The 20,560-nt window shown below is 27.2% G+C and carries 8 protein-coding genes; 7 read left to right on the forward strand and 1 reads right to left on the reverse strand.

What is annotated here, in order from left to right; translation table 11 throughout:
• Nucleotides 1–2 precede the first annotated feature (2 nt).
• The 7 genes from corC (at nt 3) to groL (ending at nt 14,043) form a co-directional block, all read left to right on the forward strand.
• Nucleotides 3–887: a CNNM family magnesium/cobalt transport protein CorC gene (gene corC, locus GFV14_RS00680; RefSeq protein ID WP_457914432.1), complete on the forward strand. Its 885-nt coding sequence runs from the start codon at nt 3–5 to the stop codon at nt 885–887.
• Nucleotides 887–2,425, forward strand: a complete 1,539-nt coding sequence (gene lnt / locus GFV14_RS00685) for an apolipoprotein N-acyltransferase (protein ID WP_457914433.1) — start codon at nt 887–889, stop codon at nt 2,423–2,425. Before corC ends, lnt begins: the two co-directional genes overlap by 1 nt.
• Nucleotides 2,426–4,946: 2,521 nt before the next feature.
• Nucleotides 4,947–7,529, forward strand: coding sequence for a leucine--tRNA ligase (gene leuS, locus GFV14_RS00690; protein WP_457914434.1), 2,583 nt, complete (start codon nt 4,947–4,949; stop codon nt 7,527–7,529).
• Between the two features lie 12 nt (nt 7,530–7,541).
• On the forward strand, nt 7,542–8,102 hold the full coding sequence (gene lptE, locus GFV14_RS00695; RefSeq protein WP_457914435.1) for an LPS assembly lipoprotein LptE: 561 nt from the start codon (nt 7,542–7,544) through the stop codon (nt 8,100–8,102).
• A 1,036-nt stretch (nt 8,103–9,138) separates the two neighbouring features.
• Nucleotides 9,139–9,795 carry a nicotinate-nucleotide adenylyltransferase gene (gene nadD / locus GFV14_RS00700; protein WP_457914436.1) on the forward strand — a complete coding sequence of 219 codons (657 nt, stop codon included), beginning with the start codon at nt 9,139–9,141 and terminating at the stop codon, nt 9,793–9,795.
• 2,272 nt (nt 9,796–12,067) lie between these two features.
• Entirely contained in the window at nt 12,068–12,361 is a 294-nt protein-coding gene (locus GFV14_RS00705; protein ID WP_457914437.1) for a co-chaperone GroES, read from the forward strand.
• 47 nt (nt 12,362–12,408) lie between these two features.
• Nucleotides 12,409–14,043, forward strand: coding sequence for a chaperonin GroEL (groL, locus tag GFV14_RS00710; protein ID WP_457914438.1), 1,635 nt, complete (start codon nt 12,409–12,411; stop codon nt 14,041–14,043).
• Nucleotides 14,044–17,209: 3,166 nt separating this feature from the next.
• On the opposite strand, the gene lipA is transcribed toward groL, so the two are convergent.
• Nucleotides 17,210–18,178 carry a lipoyl synthase gene (gene lipA / locus GFV14_RS00715; RefSeq protein WP_457914439.1) on the reverse strand — a complete coding sequence of 323 codons (969 nt, stop codon included), beginning with the start codon at nt 18,176–18,178 and terminating at the stop codon, nt 17,210–17,212.
• Nucleotides 18,179–20,560 lie beyond the last annotated feature (2,382 nt).

The following is a 20,560-nucleotide window of genomic DNA, read 5'->3' on the forward strand; positions in this document are numbered from 1 at the left end:
CCATGAGTGACAATAACTCTTCAAGCAGTGACAACATTAACTCTAAAAAATGGTTCTTTACATTATTAAACCAGATTTTCCATGGTGAACCTAAAAATCGTAATGAATTAATTGAATTAATCCGTGATTCGCAGCAAAACGACCTGATTGATCCAGATACTCGTGATATGCTAGAAGGCGTGATGGATATTGCCTATCAACGGGTTCGTGATATTATGATCCCGCGTTCTCAGATAGTAACTTTGAAACGTAATCAAACATTAGATGAGTGTCTTGATGTGATTAGTGATTCTGCACATTCACGTTTCCCTGTTATTAGCGAAGATAAAGACCACATTGAAGGATTATTAATAGCAAAAGATTTACTGCCATTTATGCGGACAAAATCTGAGCCTTTTAAAATTGATAAAGTATTGCGCCAAGCTGTTGTTGTACCTGAAAGTAAACGAGTTGATCGGTTACTAAAAGAATTTCGTTCACTGCGTTATCATATGGCTATTGTTATTGATGAATTTGGTGGTGTATCAGGTCTTGTTACCATTGAAGATATTTTAGAGTTAATTGTTGGTGAAATTGAAGATGAGTATGATGATGAAGATGATGTTGATATTCGTCAGCTTAGCTTGCAATCTTATTCAGTGAGAGCATTGGCTCAGATTGAAGATTTTAATACAGTTTTCGGAACAAGTTTTAGTAATGAAGAAGTAGATACTGTGGGTGGTTTTGTAATGCAAGCGTTCGGGCACTTGCCTTCTCGAGGAGAAATGATAGTAATTCATGGTTATCAATTTAAGGTATCAATGGCTGATAGTCGTCGGATTACTCTCTTACATATTAAAATTCCTGATGATGCACCTACCCCTATTCTGGATGAAGAAAAGATTTAATGCAGCTGACATCCTTTTATGATAGGCAGTCGCTAAGACTTTTACTGGCTATAATTTCTGGAGCTAGTGGTACACTGGCTTTTTCACCCTTTGACCTCTGGCCCGCTGCTCTTTTCTCTGTTATTGTCCTTCAATTTTTAATTTTAAATCGAACAACAAAACAATCTTTTATAATTTCTATCATATGGGGTTTTGGTTTATTTAGTTCTGGCATTAATTGGTGGTATATCAGTATAGTTGATTTTGGAGGAATCAGTGAACCTATTAGTATTTTTCTAGTAATATTATTAGCAGCTTATCTTTCTTTATATACAGGGTTATTTGGTTATCTACTGACTAAGTGGTTTCCTCTTCCAACAGTATGGCGGCTAGTTTTTGCAGCCCCTGCGATATGGCAATTAACTGAATTTTTACGTAGTTGGATTCTCACCGGTTTTCCTTGGTTACAACTTGGCTACAGCCAAATCGATGGCCCCATGAAAGGACTGGCTCCTATTTTTGGAATCGAAATGATAACCATGCTTTTATATATTGTGAGTGGTTTAATTGTCTTATCGTTAATTCGTAAAAGTTTTAATATATTAGTTATTGCCTTTATTTTGTTATTTTTTCCTGTTATTCTTCAGAATATTCAGTGGTACAGTTTTACTAATGATAAGAAAGCAAAAGTTTTATTAGTACAAGGAAACATCCCTCAATCAAGAAAATGGGAAACTGGTTATTTACAGAAGATAATAGATATTTATCTTAAACTTTCAATCCCTTATATTGGTAAGGTATCTTTAATTATCTGGCCTGAATCTGCGGTTCCTTCTCTTGAGCTTGACAATCAAAAATGGATTAAATCGCTTGATACAGTATTATCAAAGTCTAATACAAAACTTATTACTGGTATTGTGGATGCTCGTTTAACAAATGGTAAATATAAGTTTTATAATACTATCATTGTGTTAGGTGATGAGAAACCTTATTTGTATCCATCTAAAAATCGATATAAAAAACACCATCTTGTTCCTTTTGGTGAATTTGTTCCGTTGGAAGATCTTTTTCATCCTATCGGTTCTTTTTTTAATCTCCCAATGTCGGAATTTAGCCGAGGAGATTACCAGCAAGCCCAACTTTCAATTGGTAATATACATTTGACACCTACAATTTGCTATGAGATTATCCTTGGCACTCAGGTACGTGATAATTTTCAGCCTGATAGTGATTATTTATTAACTATATCTGACGATAGTTGGTTTGGAAAATCGATAGGACCATGGCAGCATTTTCAAATGGCTCGTATGAGAGCTTTAGAGCTTGGGCGTCCATTACTTTGTACAACAAATAATGGTGTAACAGCTATAATCCGTGCTGATGGTTCTGTTCAAGCTTCGCTCCCACAATTTCATGTTGCTACATTGTTTGCTGAAATTACTCCAACAACAGGAGTAACTCCTTATGCACGATGGAGTAATTGGCCAATGTGGGGAATGGTTACTGTATTTTTATTAATTGCAGGTTTTGGGCACTCAAAAAAAATAAAACCAAGTTAAATCATAATATTATCAATATAGATTAATAATATTAAAAAATTGTATAATAAGTGTTAATTTGCTTGATATTAATTGTATTTTTATTACAATCTTTTTTAAAATACAATTATGTTACTAGAGTTCGTCTTTTTCATACTAAATTTAAATCTGAATTCTAAATTCATCTTTTGAGATAGGTTCTAAGAGTTAGATTACATAATTCGTAAATCTTATGTTTACATTAGTTAATAATTACTACAAATTTACAATTTTTAGTAATAAAATATATTAAGGTGAGGTATTATTTTATTAGATTAAATAAATAAGTATTGCAAAATGAATAATAATTATTTATTTTCCGAGAAAATAAATAAGTTGATAAAGTATTTTATTTTTAAGTGTATTCATCATAAAAGAATATAATTATTTAATATTAAAATAACAGTATTTACTGAATAAATAGTAGAATAATATTTTCTAATTATAACTGTTTTAATTATTTAAGTGTTTTAGATGCTAGATTATTTTAATTTATTACGACAAGAGCGTCATAAGTAAAAAATTACTTGCTTAGCAAGTCATACAATTATAAATAATCAACGTTAATTTTAGTTATTTATTTAATGTTGTTGTATAATAGCAAGAAAATAAATGCTAGTTGAATGTACTAAAGTAGGTATTTAAATATATATTCAAAATATTTTTACATGCATAGATATTGTTTTTAATGAAATGTATATTTAATAATTGACCGTTGAACGATGATATTGAAAATATATGAGTCTATATATTTTATCTTAATTATTCTACCCAGAATATAATATATTATTATTTTAAATACTATATTTTATAACAGACATTTTAATAGATTCTTTGTTGATATTAGTGAATTAGATGGGATAAAATCTAAACAGTATCTTATCTATCTATTACATCGTCTTTGATAACTGAAATGTCTTTTAGTAATTTTAACTTGCGTCACAATATATTATTTAATAATAATAACTTTTTATTTATATTATTTAGTTTTTTGATGAACGGTATTTGTACTTATAGCGTTTTATGTATTACTTATCATCAAGATAGTGTTGTTATTGAGATCCTTCTTTCTACGGAGATTTTATAAACTATAATTAATATTATTTGAGTCAGTTCTAAGTTCTTTCTAAAGCATTTTAAATAATTTAGAATAGTAATATAGGTATTTTATCTGTGTATGTATTTAGAAAAAATTTTTATTAAAAAATTTATCATGAGTATATAGTAGTGCGTAAAAATTTTATAAACATTGAGTTTTAGTAGTCTTTATGTAAAATAGTTAAACAATAAGAATTGGTTTTATTAAAATATTTCTTATGTAGTGTCAATATTTTAAATTGCATTATTCTGACAGGAGATATGCATAATTATTTAATTTAAAAATATTTTAGAGAAATTCTAAAAAATATTGTTATCAATTACATTGAATAATATATTTTAATGACATTATCACGTTTAGGTATATAAATGCACACACAATGACATATAAAAAGGCAACAATTTTATTGTTTGTAGCTTATATACTGCTAATAAGTATATACTACTAAAATAGTAAATAATTTTAGTTCTTTTAATTAGTTACAAGTTCAATCAACAGTATATTCATGGTAACAATTTATCAGAAAGTTTTTTATAAAGTTAATGTTTATACTTTGAGTTGTTTGTGTATTATTCTTTTATTAAAAGATTGATCTTTGTTAACAATTAAAGCATGTAAGAAAAGTAGGAAAAGGACGTTGAACAAAAAATTAAAATCACTTAAGTGTCTTATATTATCTTATAATATCAATACGTTTTTTGGTTAATTAGATAAAATATCTATTGCTATTGTGTATAAGATTCGCATGGATCTTATAATTATTTTATTTGATGATTCAACCTAGTTTTCTTGACCTGCCAAGCAAGACACATAGTTGTGAATTCTTATGAGTAAATAAGCAGGTGTGATCATAACAATGTATAGCAGTTATAGAAAAAATGTTTTTTACTAAAAAATATAGCAATAGATTTTTATAGATAAAAGTAATTTATTACACTTGCAAAAAGTAATACTAGACTTGATTTTGTATGAACCATGAGAGTGTGAAGAAGATTTTCTTGTAAAATTTTATAGATATTACTTCTTGGTATCCTATAAAGAAGTTATAGGATAGATATATTTATGTCTTATAATTTATATTCATAATAAATATATTATACTAAATAAATATACATTGATTATGTAAAGCTATCAATAACATTGATATTATTTAATTTAATTAATTAGTAGAATTGTTGTTTTATTATGCAAAGCACTATTATTCTACTCGGTTTTTATAGTTAATTAGTATAACTATCAGAATAAACATTCTGTTTGTTAAACATAATATATAGTACTGTATAAAATGTAACTCATTAAATATTGTTGTTTTTTCTATATCCGCTATTATATCTATAGTTAAATTGAGAAAAGATATTAATACTATTAAGTAGTATTGATTATTTTATAGGATGTATTCGTGTCATGCAAAAACAATATTGCCCAGAAGATATAGAACCTAAAATACAACGTTATTGGAATGAACAAGAAACTTTTAAAGTGACAGAAGATGCTAGTAAAGAAAAATACTACTGTCTATCTATGTTGCCTTATCCTTCTGGACGACTGCATATGGGTCATGTTCGTAATTATACTATAGGTGATGTCATCTCTCGTTATCAGCGTTTGCTTGGTAAAAATGTACTTCAGCCTATAGGCTGGGATGCTTTTGGTTTACCTGCCGAAGGGGCGGCTATAAAAAATAATACAGCTCCTGCACTTTGGACATATGCTAATATTGATTATATGAAATGCCAGTTAAAGATATTAGGTTTTAGTTTTGATTGGAGCCGTGAAATTACAACTTGTACACCGGAGTATTATCGTTGGGAGCAATGGTTTTTTACTATCCTTTATGAAAAAGGTTTAGTGTATAAAAAAGAGTCAGAAGTTAATTGGTGTCCAAATGATTTAACTGTGCTTGCAAATGAACAAGTCATTGATCAGTGCTGTTGGCGTTGTGATACACCTGTTGAACGTAAAAAAATTCCTCAGTGGTTTATTAAAATTACAGCTTATGCAGAAGAGTTACTAAATGATCTTAATAATCTCGATGATTGGCCTGAGAAAGTTAAAATGATGCAACGTAACTGGATTGGACGCTCAGAAAGAATTGAGGTTACTTTTAATATTATTGATAGTAACGAAAAACTAATGATTTATATTAGTTGCCCTCATATTTTTATGGGAGCAACTTATGTTGCAATTGCACCAGAACATCCTTTAGCAAAAAAAATTGCAATGAAAAATGTTGAATTATCTAATTTTATTAATCAATATCGTAATATTAAAAAATTTGAAATTGATACAACGACTATAGGCATGCAAGGTGTGTCAACAGGTCTGCATATTATTCATCCATTGACTCAAGAAACATTGCCAATTTGGGTGGCGAGCTTTATTGGAATAGAACACGGCACTGATGTTATTATGGCTTCTCCTTCTCATGAGAAACGTCATTGGGAATTTGCAAATAAATATCATCTTCCATTAAAAACAGTTTTGTCCAAGACTATAAGTAGAAAAACTAATATCTTGGAACCGGTAACAACTAAAACATCTATACTGACTAATTCAGAGAAAGTAGATACTTTAAATAATATTTCTGATTTTAACGCAATTGTCGATAAATTAGTTGCAATGGGGTTAGGTCAACGAAAAATCCACTATCGTTTGCGAGATTGGGGTGTTTCTCGTCAACGTTATTGGGGTGCACCAATTCCAATGGCAACATTGGAAAATGGCACTCTCGTTCCTATCCCTAAAGATAAGTTGCCTATTATTTTGCCAGAATATGCTGAAATAAATAGTATTATTAGTCCAATAAAATCCGATCCTGAATGGGCAAAAATTACTATTAATGAGCAGCCTGCACTTTGTGAAACAGATACTTTTGACACTTTCATAGAATCCTCATGGTACTATGCACGTTATACTTGCCCACGATATAATAAAGGTATGTTAGATTCTAAAGCTGCAAATTATTGGTTGCCTGTTGATCAATATATTGGTGGTATTGAACATGCTGTTATGCATTTAATGTATTTCCGTTTTTTTCATAAATTAATGCGTGACGTAGGGCTAGTAAATTCTAATGAGCCGGCTAAACGTTTGTTATGTGAAGGGATGGTACTTGCAGACACATTTTATTATACTGCTAATAATGGTCAGCGAGTTTGGGTCTCTGCAGCAGATGCTATTATTGAGCGTGATAAAAAAAATTGTATTATTAAAGCATGTGATACTAAAGGGCATAAACTTGTTTATATTGGCATGAGAAAAATGTCGAAATCAAAAAATAATGGTGTCGATCCTAAAGTAATAGTTGAAAAATATGGAGCAGATACTGTACGTTTATTTATGATGTTTTCTGCACCCCCAGAACTATCTCTTGAATGGAAAGAATCTAGCATTGAAGGAGCGAGTCGATTTATTCGTCGTGTTTGGCGTCTTGTGTATGAACATTCACAAAAAGGAATTACACAACCTCTAGATATGAATACATTAACTACCAAACAAAGAAATTTACGTCGTGATCTGCATAAAACAATCGCTAAAGTTACTGATGACTTTTCTCACCGTTATGCTTTTAATACAGCTATCGCAGCAATTATGGAGTTTATAAATAAATTAATTCGTGTATCGCAAGATTGCGAACAAGATCGTGCTTTAATACAAGAGTCGCTTGAAGCGATTACTTTAATGCTTTCCCCTATTATTCCACATGCGTGTTTTGAAATATGGACTGCATTAGGGCGTACAGATGATATTAATTTTGCAACTTGGCCGATCGCAGATGCAAAAGCGATGATTGATGAAACTAAACTTCTTGTGATCCAAGTTAATGGTAAAGTACGTGGTTGTATTACGGTACCAATTCACTCAGATCAAAAATTTATACTTGATGTGGCATTAAAAGAGCGTAGTGTTTTAAAACATCTAAAAGGAATGAAGATTCGTAAAGTGATTGATGTTCCTGGAAAATTGTTAAACTTAGTTGTTAGCTAATAAGGAGGGTAAGTGCGATATTTGATCACTTTATTACTGAACTTATCAATGTTCATGACTACAGGCTGTGATTTTCGTTTGCAAGAAAAAACACAGATTCCTAATGAGTTTAAAATATTACACTTAAGTTCAAATGCACCTCTTAATGATCTTATAAGAGTGATTAGGAAACAACTTCGATTAAACAATATTACTTTAGTGGAACATAGTAAAGTAGGTATTCCGATTTTGAAAATAATAGGATTATCAGAAAAAACAAAAACCCTCTCTATTTATCAAGATGGTAAAGCAGCAGAGAAGAAATTAATATTTATTCTTCATGCACAAATATTAATGTCAAAGGGTGCAGTGTATCCACTGGAAAGTCAAGTTGAGAGAGACTTTTTTGATAACCCATTAGAAGCACTTGCAAAAGACGCAGAGAATGAGTTAATTAAACAAGAAATGCGTGAACAAGTAGCACGTATTTTAGTACATAAACTACTAATTACATATATGGCTGAACTTGAGAAAGAAAATACAGAAAAATTACACCGATTATTAAGAAATGATGACGTTTCTGCTACTCAGTGAGGAGTGAGTTTATCAGTTATAAGACTGATGGGATGACTGGTATCTAATATTATGTCAATGACTTTATTGATATACAATCAGTAAGGTCTGATTGTAATGATTAACAATTCAAAGTATTTGGAAGTTTATTTTTTAATAGTGTGTGAATAAAATCTTTTGTGTCTTTTACTTGTCAATAAACTAATACTACTTTAATCCGATATTATTGCTATACAGATAAAAATTTATGATATTATAAAATTAATGTTAATACTAAATAGTAATTTAGTTAGTGCAAATTAATTCTACATAGCTAATTACATTTTTTTTCGCGTATAGTATGATTATAATTATTCAAATGTAACCAGTACTATAATGTAAACAAAATTTGATAATGAAATAGGATCAATTCAGTGCTGACGTCATTCATAAATTTTTATATAATAGTGAATGTATTAGTGATTGATTAAATATAAAATAATATGCACAATATCATTCAACTCGAGAATAGAATTTTTAATATTAGAAGTAGAAGAAAATGTATTATTTTATTGCTGTTTTAAAAACACTTTTTTAGATTCGTTCAGACGTGAACGTGGTTATCTATATTTTAGTGTAATGATTCGCTATAGATTTTATAAATTAGAATCACAGTTAAGAACTTGATGGATTTTATATTATATCCTCCTGGAGAAAAAATATTCACAGAGATATTATGTCATGTATATTTTACTTTAAAAGAATTCAAAAACAATATATTGCAATTATTTTATTACTAGAATCCATTTAATATGAGCAGATATTATTACTGACGTTACAGTATAATTCTGAATTATTTTATTAACATTATTATTTAATTAGTATAAAATTTAGATAATTGCCATATTTGACTTACAAAGATTATTAACACTTTATTAGATACTTGTTATAATCTAGTTTCTTTTTTTAGTGTAAGTCACATGTAATGCTAAAATATTTTAGAAATTTTTTTGAGTGTTATCTATAGTTTTGAACTATATTAGTGGACACACTAACGCTTGATTAAAGGACTTTATTCATGACCTTTAAATACAAAGATCTTAAAGTGTTATTTGGTGGAACATGGGACCCTATTCATTATGGGCATTTGCGTCCTGTTGAAGCATTAGCAAAACAATTAAATCTAAAAGAAGTGATTTTATTACCGAATCACGTTCCTCCTCATCGCCCAAAACCAACTGCTAATCCTAATCAACGATTAAATATGGTGCGTTTAGCTATACAGAACAACCCTCTTTTTACTATTAATACTAGAGAGTTAGAGAGAAATAGCCCTTCTTATACTATTGAAACTTTATCATCTTTACGTCAAGAAATAGGTCCTGAACAACCGTTGGCTTTTATTATTGGACAAGATTCTTTTTTATCAATTCATACATGGAATGACTGGGATAAACTACTGGATTATTGTCATTTACTCATTTGTTTACGTCCAGGTTATGCAGTCAATTTCAGAGAATTAACAATGCAAATGTGGCTAAAGAAACATAGAGTAAATGATTTAAATAAATTGCAGACAGCGTCAAATGGTTATATTTTTATCGGTGAAACTCCATTAGTCGATATTTCCGCAACTGAGATTCGTAAGAAATTAATTTCTGGGGGTGAATGTGAAGGGCTGATTCCAGAAGCTGTAATAGCGTATATTGATCAGCAACATCTTTATCAAAACTAAAGTGCTTTTCTAATTTTTACATTTATGACATATTAATGAACAATATTTCTCACTTTAATGTCATATAGAATATACAATAAAAATATTGTTTTATCGATAAAAAAAGTTGATCTATATATAACTTTTTTAGACATTGATAGAGAAACTTTCGTCAACGTATTTCTTTATTTATATATATCTGTTTATTAAAAATATTTTTATATAACAAATGCCGTTAATTTGTATTTCTAATTTAGAATTTTGTCAAAATAGTTTAATTAATATACGTATGTGATATGTTCAATCAATGTTATTAAATTAACTATTTTTTTAATAGCTGATGAATTTATTATAAAATATTGATTTATATAATTAAATAAAATAATTTATTATGTATTGAATTACTGATCATTCTATAGAGATAGAAATCTATAGTTAAATTAAATAATAAACAGATGATCTATTTGATATTGCATCATGTACTCTCCATTTTAATATTAATATACGTTAATATAATTTATGAAAGAATTCCTTCATTTAATTCTGTAAGTGTGAATTGTTTAAATATTATAAGATTATTAATAATCTATTAAGAATCTTATTTTCTTCTGATTATTTCTATATGGCATTCTACATAAGAAAAAAAATCTAAAATAGCAATATTAGTTAAGAAAACATTTTAACAAATTTAATTTTTATTACGTAGAAGTTAAAAGGCGTACATTAATTGTTATTTATTATATGTTATATGTTTTATATATGTTTTTATATCCTGAAACGTAGTTATTAATAAAAAATAATTTGTAGTGATCATCTCAATAAAACGAGTGTATTTTATAATTGTAAATTTTCAATACTGCCAGAACAAAAGTAAATCTTTAGGAGATAGTATTAAAATAGTTAAAAGTGTGACCTCAGAAGTAGTTAAGCTATAAGATTGATTTTGTGATTATGTATAGAATTAGTATTCAGAATACGTATATTTTTATAAAAAAGATAATGATTCTTTTAAAACAGTTTCTATAATTAAATAGAAATTATAGTAAATATTCATTATGTACTCTATAAAATTACATTGACGATAGGCATTATTACAGATAAAAATCTAGATAGTTTTGAGTTTGTATAAAATTTTATTAGTACCAGCGAATAATACTTTATCAGACAACGGTGATGCGCATGCAGTGTTCGTGGTAGTTCGATGTCATATGCAGGGATAGTATGAACTAAAATAGCAACAATAAATACATTGAATAGATTCAGGATACATAAAAAGAATATTTGTCAAACGTATATTATGATTTTTTTGGTAATGCATCATTTAATTTATAAAACTTTTAAGAGATGTTTTAATAATTTTCTTTAGTTTTAAGATCTTAAATCTAGCATTTATCGTCTTACTATTAGGAGAAATATTCTATAGTCTTTTAATGAGACTTTAGAATTATTTTTCTAAAAGAATGATATATTATTATAATAAACATAATTAAAGTGGCATATAGGCTTTCAGTATCTATAAATAAAATACGTTGCACAGATAATTATACGACTTTTTTTAGTAAGCTGTAAGCAATATCTGTATAACTTTAAGAATTTAAGCATGTGATTTATAAAAATAAATAAGAACTAGTATATTAGTCAGTTTTCATTATCATATCTTTTTTATTTATATAGAAATGGAATTTATTATATTTGTGATCATTGTATTTATAAAGTGCAGTTTAGTAAAATAAATATTTATAGTACTATTTTATCTGCAATGTTGTCTCTAGTTAAAATTAGGTAATAAATGTTTGAGATGACAATATTTTATAAACATAATTACAGCACTACATTATTACCTAATTAGTGCTTACTAGTTCTTGTTAACTTTCAACTTGTTTTATTATTTTTTTTTAGTTGTTAGCTGTACTACTAAGAGAAAATTAGTACAAAATCATTATCATGAGTTTAATATAATATATTCATTTTTTTGAAACTAAGAAAATTCTGAATGTTTGGTATTATAATTTATACTTAAAAAGGCTATATATTTGATTGTGAATTTTATCTTAAACAAGATGACGTCTATAATACTTGAATATATCAGATAATGCCTTTGAATCAGGTAAAGAACATTATATATACATATTGGCATTTTATCGTTGAAATAAGAATAGTAGAAATAAAAAATATCTTTCCCCTTGAAGTTATTTGATGTCGCCCCAATGTGTTAAAATAAGGTACTGGTTTATTTATACATGCTAGTATCATCTTTTGACTTAGTATACATTTATTTATAGGAGAGCTATTAATGAAAATTCGCCCATTACATGATCGTGTTATTATTAAACGTCAAGAAGTTGAATCAAAATCTGTTGGAGGTATTGTGTTAACCGGAACTGCGGCTGGTAAGTCTACACGCGGTGAAGTGCTTGCTGTTGGTAATGGTCGCGCTCTGGAAAATGGTGAAATTAAAGCATTAGATGTAAAAATTGGTGATACTGTTATTTTTAACGATAGTTATGGTGTGAAAACTGAAAAAATAGATAACGAAGAAGTATTAATTATGTCAGAAAGTGACATTCTAGCGATTGTTGAAGCTTAATATTTACTGAGATCTTTTAACCAATAAAAATTTTAAAGGAAATAATAATGGCAGCTAAAGATGTGAAATTTGGTAGTGATGCACGCGGAAAAATGCTTTGTGGCGTGAATGTTCTGGCAGATGCAGTGAAAGTAACTTTAGGACCTAAAGGTCGTAATGTAGTATTAGATAAGTCATTTGGTTCACCAGTTATTACTAAAGATGGTGTTTCTGTTGCGCGTGAAATCGAATTAGAAGATAAATTTGAAAACATGGGCGCACAGATGGTAAAAGAGGTTGCTTCAAAAGCTAATGATGCGGCTGGTGATGGCACAACAACTGCAATGGTTCTGGCACAATGTATAGTGGCCGAAGGTGTGAAAGCGGTTGCTGCTGGTATGAATCCAATGGATCTGAAACGTGGTATTGATAAAGCAGTTATTGCAGCAGTTGAAAAACTAAAAGAAATTTCTGAACCTTGCTCAGATACTAAAGCTATTGCTCAAGTTGGTACTATCTCTGCAAATGCGGATGAAACTGTTGGTAAACTTATTGCAGAAGCAATGGAGAAAGTTGGTAAAGAAGGTGTTATCACTGTCGAAGAAGGTACCGGCCTTGAAGATGAGCTAGATGTTGTTGAAGGTATGCAGTTTGACCGTGGTTATTTGTCTCCTTATTTTATCAACAAACCTGAGACAGGCTCTGTTGAATTAGAAAATCCTTTCATTTTATTAGTCGATAAAAAGGTTTCTAATATTCGTGAATTACTTCCAATATTAGAAGCTGTTGCAAAAGCGAGCAAACCTTTACTAATCGTTGCTGAAGATGTTGAAGGAGAAGCGTTGGCAACTCTAGTTGTAAACACTATGCGTGGTATTGTAAAAGCTGCAGCTGTTAAGGCGCCAGGTTTTGGTGATCGTCGTAAATCAATGCTGCAAGATATCGCTATTTTAACTAATGCGACTGTAATTTCTGAAGAGATCGGTATGGAAATTACAAAAGTAACATTAGAAGATTTAGGTCAAGCAAAACGTATCGTGATTAATAAAGATACAACTATTATTATTGATGGTTCTGGTGAAGAAGCAGCTATTTCTAGTCGTGTTACTCAAATTCGTCAACAAATCGAAGAATCTACTTCAGATTATGATCGTGAAAAATTACAAGAGCGTGTTGCTAAGTTAGCAGGTGGTGTTGCTGTTATTAAAGTCGGTGCGGCAACTGAAGTTGAAATGAAAGAAAAACGTGCTCGTGTTGATGATGCTTTGCATGCAACTCGTGCAGCTGTTGAAGAAGGTGTTGTTGCTGGTGGCGGTACCGCACTTGTACGTATCGCTGGTACACTGGGATCATTGACTGGTGACAATGAAGATCAAAACGTGGGTATTCGTGTTGCATTACGTGCAATGGAAGCTCCAATGCGTCAGATTGTTACAAATTCAGGTGAAGAAGCATCTGTTGTTGTGAATAATGTTAAAGCGGCAAAAGGTAACGAAGGTTATAATGCAGCAACAGATTCTTATGGTGACATGATTAAAATGGGAATTTTAGATCCGACTAAAGTGACTCGTTCAGCATTACAATTTGCAGCGTCAATTGCTGGTTTAATGATTACAACTGAAGCGATGATTACTGACTTGCCTAAAGATGAGAGTCCTACTCTAAATCCAGGTGGTGTAAACGGAATGGGCGGTATGATGTAAGTTATTAGACGACATCATGTTTCTTTAGTTAAAAACTATAAAAATCGATACCGTCAGTCAATACTAATGGTGTCGATTTTTTTTATCAAGATTGTAAATATCTATTACGATATTTTATTATAAAAAATAGTCATTGTAATTCATATATTATATTAAATGAAACTTCTCAGTTTTTAGTATTTTATAAAATTATCAAATAATACATGTTGTAGCAATAAATTGACGGTATCGATGTATACCTTCTTAGTATTTTGTATGTATAGATATTGTCACTAATAATGACATCAATGTTTAATTATCTAAAATCTTAGGAATTATTAAAACATATTATCATTGCGCTATATTATTTTAATGATGATGTTAAATATATCATATATATATTATTCGTACCTATGTACTTTATATAACTCCTAGTATCTGTTAATATATTCTTCATGTATGTCAGTTATTTTTGTATATTATAAAAGTTTATTAAAGAATTTTTAAAGAATTTTTTATTACATCGTTTATTATGTATGTAATTAAACTGAGTAAACAGTGAGTGTTTGTTGCGATTTATTATTTTATATTAAAGATATTTTGTTACATACATTATAGGTTTTTCCATACACGTATCGAGATTATATGTTTTGCGTATCAATAATAAAAAAAGTAGTATTAATGTTTTAATTAAGATTGCGATATTAACTATATCAACTATATTTTAATGTTTTTAGGAACGTGTAGTTATTTATTTTTGATAGTTTTTTTCTTTTTAAAATTTAAATAATAATAAAATAATATTTTCTGAGAAAAGTTATACAAAGTATTTTCACTAGAAATAGATTATGAATATATAGTCAGCATATAAATACTTTATATATTAATTATGATGTAGTGGTATGTGATCTTAGTAATGGAATTAAATTTATTCTAACATTCCTTAATTAATATTATTATATATTTTATTATACTTAGTAGTATATGTGAAATAATTATATTTAAAATAGTAAAATTAGAAGATATTAGTGTTAAAAAGAATGTTAATTTTATTATTCTGAGGTCCGATAAAAATTAAATTACTTTAATTTAGTTAATTTATTTTGAAAATATTTATAAGAATCCTTAAAAGAATATTAATTAATTTTGTATATTATCACAACTAGAAAAATATATCATTGTGCTTTTTAAATATAAAACTATATTAAGCGAGTTTATATGTTATGGTGGAAAATTTTCAGGAAAGTTTAAGGAGGTATTTAGAGGGCGCTATTACTTTATAGGATCACTAAAACCTTAATTTAGATAATTGAATCTTGTGAAGATTTTATTGATTAATAGTAATTTCCTTATTATTCAATATGTATTTCATAGAAAACTGTTTCTATTTTCTATGTTTTTGTGTTATATAAAATATATTTTAATATTATTATTTTTGTTTGATATAATAAGAATTTAGTTTTACTAGAATCAGCATATCTTGAACAGAAAATAACAATGAAAATAGATTGATTGAATATTGATGAAATAGTGAGGAAATGTTATTATATCATCTTTAGATTTCTTTTTACTAGAATGGAAAAAGAAATTTATTCTATTTTTCTCAGTAGGATAAGTTGTAATTTTATCATTCAAGTTTATTGATCAAGATATAAGTTTTGAATTTTAATAACATATTTTCTGAGACTAATTATATCAAAAGGAGCAGTCATCTAAGTTGTTTAGATTGTAACCTATTCAACAGAGTTCATTTAGTTATTTAAAATAAATTCAAAACATAAAATTTATATGCTATACCTTTTGATATTTAATGGTAAGGAAAACGTCCATTGCGATGCTTTGATATTAAAAAATTCAACTATTATACAGAAAAGTTAATTTTGATGTAAAGTACTTTAAAAAAACTACTGAAATTTTTATTTACACGTAATTATTTTTATATTTTCGATTCAGATGAAAAGATTGTACAATAAATATATTACTCACGAAATTTTTAATAAATTAGATCTTTATTTTAATAAAAGATAATAAGATACCCTTTAGATATTCAAACTACAAAAAGTATTACATCCAATTTTATATATTACAATACATACATGTTAAAGTAATTGTCTCCATATATTCTTTTTAAGAAAGAATACAGTAAATGACTATTTGAACTTTAAAATAGAAAAAGCGTCATCTCTATTGCAAACTTTTTGGATAAAGAGTGAAATATATGATTAGAGAAATTTATGTTAGTTATATTTAAGCTCTCATATTCTTTTTTATTATTTATACATTTTTAAGTGTTAAAAAGATAGATAGAATTTATAAAAATATTATGTAGCTTTAATAATAATTTAAAATATAAGAAATGTGCATTATGCTCAATACTTAAAATATACTTTTTTTCACTCCAGCTATTATAGAGAACTTTATAGAGAGAAATTCTTTAATTTTGTGAATTTATATAATAATTAATTATTTATATGAAGAATTGATTAGTAAATTACTATGATATATGTATAATTTTTTACAAATATGTCTCTGGTATACTAAACATATTTATTAAAACAGTATAACATAACAAATATTATATTATGATATAGCCTATAGTTATTATAGTTATTTAACATATACTAGAGTAAAATAGATAAAATAGTTATATGTAAAATAATTTTGAGAAGTATTGAGATATTTATTTTTTTACTTAATTAGATTAAAGTTTTTAGTAATACCTTAAAAAATATTAAAAATTTTAAAATAAAAAATAATATTTAGAATTATTTAAAAATAAAAATTTTTATAATTGAAAAAAGATTACAGAAAAGATGTATTGATTGATTTTTTGTTATGACTATTCATAAAGATTTAAAAGATTTAACAAACAATCAGAAAATTAAATTTTTATTATAGTACATTTTAAAAAATCATTTTATTATTTTAATAGAAAATAAAATTAATAGAAAAACTAACAATATCATTTTACTGTGAAATTTCATTAAGTGTGTAAGTATGGTTATTTTTACTTGATGTTTAGCTATTTAAATAATTTCATTGGTTAATGTTTAATGGTGGCAATTATTAACTGCGATATGAATTATTGAATAAATATTTTAATCTAATGATCTTGTTATAAAGCGGAGATATACAAACAAGTTTACTAACAATAATACGATACTCTGATCACTATTATAGTAAATAATTATTTAATTTCTTTTCCTTTGGCTTGAATTTCAGCATGGTAAGAAGAACGTATAAAAGGACCGCAAGCTGCATAAGTAAATCCCATTGCAAGAGATGCTTCTTTTATTTTATTAAATTCTTTAGGAGTAACGTAGCGTTTAACGGAAAGGTGATAAGGACTTGGTTGTAGATACTGCCCAACAGTAAGCATCGTTACACCATGATCGCGTAAATTATGCATAACTTCAATAATTTCTTTATTTGTTTCACCTAAGCCAACCATTAATCCCGATTTTGTTGGGATATTTGGATGCAATTTTTTGAATTTTTCTAGTAATTTTAATGAAGATTTATAGTTAGCGCCTGGACGTACTTGATGATAAATACGAGGTACATTTTCAACGTTATGATTAAAGATATCGGGTGGTGTTTTAGCGAGAATGTTTAAAGCATCATCACTTCTGCCACGAAAATCAGGTACTAATATTTCAATTTTAATATTTGGATTGTTTTTGCGGATTGTGCTAATACAATCAGAAAAATGTTGAGCTCCACCATCACGCAAGTCATCTCGATCAACTGAAGTGATTACTACGTAACGCAATTCCATATCTTTAATAGTTTTTGCGAGTTTATTCGGTTCATTGAAATCTGGTAGATATGGGCGACCATGGGAAACATTACAGAAAGGACAACGACGAGTGCAAATAGATCCAAGGATCATAAAAGTTGCTACGCCATAATTGAAACATTCAAATAAATTAGGGCAAGATGCTTCTTCACAAACAGAGTAAAGAGCGTTTTCACGCATTGCAGATTTTATTTCGTGAATACGTGTAGAATCTGCTGGTAACTTAATTCTCATCCAATCAGGTTTACGGAGAGTATCTTTACGTTGGGTAAAAGTGTTTTTTTTAATAGGGATAACTGCTATTTTTTCAGCGCCACGACACTTAATTCTGTCTTTAGTCTGATTAAATTTACTCATAATTATACCGTTTCTCATCATTGTTCATCATAGATAAGTAAATTTCTGTGAATATTAAGAAAAATTTATTTTTTAGTGATGTAATTTTCAAAATTATAACATTATTACTGAATAATATAAAATTCTCTTCTACCACAGAAGATAGGAATGAGTACAGGTTAAGATTAGATGATGTTATTTTTTTATGACATCACATATCTTTGTTATCTTAAATTCTGTAGATTTATATAAGTTAGATTAATAAAGTCATCAGGTTTAAAATCAATATTGATATTGATAGTTTCTCATGATAGAAATTACTTCTATTAGATTCGTAATCGTAAGTCATATGCCTAATTATTTCTTGATATTTATTTTGTATGATTTTAGACATATATGAAAGTTTTATAATACATATTTAAAAACATTATCATACAAGGTACTTGTATGTGTAGTAATTAAGGTATAGATATTTAATTACATTTCAAGAAAATGATTAAATATATTATTTAGGAATATTAACTATAATATGTTACTTTTTGATCTTTTTACTCTAGATTTGAGATTAGACAGGGTTTATGATAGACGAAAATATTTTGTACTGTTCTTACTTTGTTAAATAAAGTGCAACAGAGCAGTCAAAGACCTATAATTTGTTAACAAGATATTGAAAACAAGTTCAACTAAATTAATGCGTGGTGTCGAAAATAGCTTAATAAATTAGCTATAGTTAGTATATAATAATAGATTTTTCTAATAATTTTTTAATGTATAGATTAACACGTGTTTATATATTATTGTTTGTTGTATATTATTAATTTTTTAATATTTGCAATTTATAGTAATTACTATTTAGTTATAGTAGGTAGAATAATAACAACTATTTAATTTTTAAAAAGCGTATTGAAATGATTTAGTAAAAATAGACGTTAAAAAACTGACATACGCTTATATAATAAAATTATATCTTACATAATAATTTATTACTATGTATAAAAGTATTTTTCTTAATATGGTTAAGATTTATAGCATATAATATGCTGTGAATACTTATTTACAAAGAACATACTTATATTATAAACATAAATATTTAAGTTATTCTATTCTTTAGAAAAAATAGTTATAAAAATATTGAATATTTCTTAATAAATATAATCTTTTATAAAAATTTATAACTGATTTAAGATGTTTGATTTTTTGAATTTTAATAACATTAACGTGTATTAAGATGAAACAATTTTTGTCAAATTTCTCCATTTCATATACAGAATAATGTCTTATACGCGTATTCTATAGAATCATCTTCAAGATCTTATCAAAAATCTCAGATTTCTCTAATGTTATTATTTTATAAATAGTATCTTATAGAAAGTCCATTAGTTAATTTAATTTAGTTTTTTCATAAAAAATCTTAATTATGTAAACATAATTAACGAGAGATCTTACCTTCTGATTTTTAAATACACTACTATATAGTATATAGATGTATATCTCATGTAATTTAATAATATCGTCGGTGTTCTAGTAACTTAATATCTTAAAATGATATAATGTAAAAGATAGATTTTCGATATTTTAGTGGCATTTATTTGTTTTGTATATTACTTTAGTTGAAGTAGAGATTAATTTTATCATCTAACTAGCTTCTAGTAAGAACATTTTGAGATATTTGATTATAATATCGTATTAATTTTGAGATTTTTATATGTATACGAACGATGGATAACAACAAATTGTTAGTAACATTTAGTGTAGCGTGGTTTTATCTGCAAACTAATAAAGTTAATAGGAATATTTTACTATTCGATAAAAATACAAACTTTATACCTGTAGTTTTTTGTTTTTTATGGTATGATAGGTGTTTATATTTTCCTGCTTAATACAGAAAAATTAAATATATTTTATTTTTAGTTACCTATAAACACTATTAGGTTAAATCTTATTAGAATAATTTTTATGCTTTCTTCAGCTTTAATAAAAAGATTTGTATTATGTACAATAATATTTTAAGGCGTTTCTGATAAATATTATTAAACTTAAAGTTTTATATATATTATGCTAATTTATGATGTCATAGATCATAGATCATAGATCATAGATCATTAAATTAATTTTATACTACTTATTGAATTTTTAAATTGCTCTAACTATTAGCATTTAATTTATAAATAATTTTTAAAGTAGTATTTTAAAATTATGATTATCACTTTAATGATGGATCAAACGTATAAATAAATTTAATGTAACTAATTAAGTTCAATATCGCAAATAACATGTTGTGATATTTATTATAGATTATCTTAACATCTTAACTAAAAACTTATATAATCATTTATATTTAAGAATATTACATAAAGCTTACTGTGTAAGAAAAGATTATTTATTTCTAATATATCTTCATGC

Origin of the sequence: Candidatus Hartigia pinicola, assembly GCA_020541205.1 — a bacterium.
GTDB lineage: Bacteria > Pseudomonadota > Gammaproteobacteria > Enterobacterales > Enterobacteriaceae > Hartigia > Hartigia pinicola.

Excerpts from the sequence above, each read along its gene's own strand:
- leuS (WP_457914434.1), top strand. The coding sequence starts at position 4,947 with ATGCAAAAACAATATTGCCCAGAAGATATAGAACCTAAAATACAACGT.
- corC (WP_457914432.1), top strand. The coding sequence starts at position 3 with ATGAGTGACAATAACTCTTCAAGCAGTGACAACATTAACTCTAAAAAA.
- lnt (WP_457914433.1), top strand. The coding sequence starts at position 887 with ATGCAGCTGACATCCTTTTATGATAGGCAGTCGCTAAGACTTTTACTG.
- nadD (WP_457914436.1), top strand. The coding sequence starts at position 9,139 with ATGACCTTTAAATACAAAGATCTTAAAGTGTTATTTGGTGGAACATGG.
- groL (WP_457914438.1), top strand. The coding sequence starts at position 12,409 with ATGGCAGCTAAAGATGTGAAATTTGGTAGTGATGCACGCGGAAAAATG.
- GFV14_RS00705 (WP_457914437.1), top strand. The coding sequence starts at position 12,068 with ATGAAAATTCGCCCATTACATGATCGTGTTATTATTAAACGTCAAGAA.
- lipA (WP_457914439.1), bottom strand. The coding sequence starts at position 18,178 with ATGAGTAAATTTAATCAGACTAAAGACAGAATTAAGTGTCGTGGCGCT.